General features: G+C 34.0%; 1 protein-coding gene. It reads left to right on the top strand.

The window, feature by feature from the left end:
* Positions 1-21: 21 nt before the first annotated feature.
* Positions 22-1059, top strand: a 1038-nt coding sequence (locus tag ACNDLV_RS08100) for a DEAD/DEAH box helicase (protein WP_498883096.1), incomplete at its 3' end; no start/stop codon positions are given.

The following is a 1059-nucleotide window of genomic DNA, read 5'->3' as shown; positions in this document are numbered from 1 at the left end:
AATACTTTGGAAGAAATTCGTGTGTTTAAACTTCGAGATTATCAATTAAAAACTATTAATAAAATTTATGACTCAATAAAAAGCGGTCACAAAAAGATTATAGTACAGCAACCACCGCGAACTGGGAAGACTGTAATTATGGCAGAAATAGCCCGTAGAACGACTTTAAAAGGTAATAGGCTATTATTCCTAATCCATCGAAAAGAAGTCTTAGAACAAGCAATAAACACTTTCAAGCAACAAGAAGTGGATATGGAGTTGGCCACCATGGGAATGGTTCAAACGTTATATCGAAAAGTTAATCGATTGCCTGAACCTCAACTAATTCTTATAGATGAAGCACATCATGCTGCAGCTAAAACATATCAAACTATTCTTAATGCCTTTCCTAATGCTTTTGTTCTTCTATTTACTGCAACGCCGATTAGAACGGGCAAAAAACAGTTAGATCAAGTTGCAGATGACATTATTGTAGGAGAATCCATTAAAAATCTTATATCTCAAGGATATTTAGCTAATTTTAAGTACTTCGCTAGAAAAGATGTTGATACGAAAAAACTTAAAAAATCATCTACTGGTGATTTTACTAATGCTTCTATGGAAGAAGCTGTTTCAACAAAAATCTATGGTCATGTTTTAGACAACTATCTAAGAATTGCTAAAGGTAAACAGGCTGTAGTGTTCACCTATTCAGTTGAATCAGCTAAAAGAATTGCTAAGCAATTTAATTCAGCAGGTATTACAGCTGAAGAATTAGATGGAAATACTGATACTGCTACTAGAGAATCAATCGTTAACGATTTTAGAAATAAAAAAATTACTATTTTGGTTAACGTAAATCTTTTTACCGAAGGTGTGGACTTACCAGATGTTGATTGTGTAATTATGACACGACCTACAGCAAGTCTGGCACTATACTTACAGTTTTCAATGCGATGCTTAAATCCTAGGGAAGGTAAAACAGCCATCATCATAGACCATGTTGGTAATTATGACCGCTTTGGTTTACCTAACAGTGAAAGAGATTGGCGTACAGCTGTTGTTACTAAAGATAAGAAA

Source organism: Lactobacillus fornicalis (assembly GCF_055362665.1).
The sequence above is the reverse complement of the archived record's forward strand: the minus strand, read 5'-3'. Positions and strand labels throughout refer to the sequence as shown.